The organism is Actinomadura sp. SCN-SB, assembly GCF_043906805.1.
In the GTDB taxonomy this organism is placed as follows: Bacteria; Actinomycetota; Actinomycetes; order Streptosporangiales; family Streptosporangiaceae; genus Spirillospora.
Window position 1 is genome coordinate 1 of sequence record NZ_JBIMPP010000230.1, and the last position, 234, is coordinate 234.

A 234-nucleotide genomic window follows, 5' to 3' on the forward strand; every position below is an offset into this window, starting at 1 on the left:
TGCGTCGGCAGGCAGGGGGAGTTCGGGCGGCTCGCCGATGTGCTGATTCCGTATCTGGTGACGCGGCAGATCATCTGCGGGGCGGGCAAGGTGCTTCAGACGCCGCGTGGCGCGGTGTACTGCGTGTCGCAGCGCGCCGAGCACATCTGGGAGGGCGTGTCGTCGGCGACGACCCGCTCCCGTCCGATCATCAACACCAGGGACGAGCCGCATGGCGACGCGGAGCGGTTTCGT

Annotated in this window: 1 protein-coding gene; it reads left to right on the plus strand. The window is 68.8% G+C overall.

The window, feature by feature from the left end; all coding sequences use genetic code 11:
* On the plus strand, window positions 1-234 hold a 234-nt coding region (locus tag ACGWYJ_RS39160; protein ID WP_395111782.1), incomplete at both ends, for a proteasome accessory factor PafA2 family protein.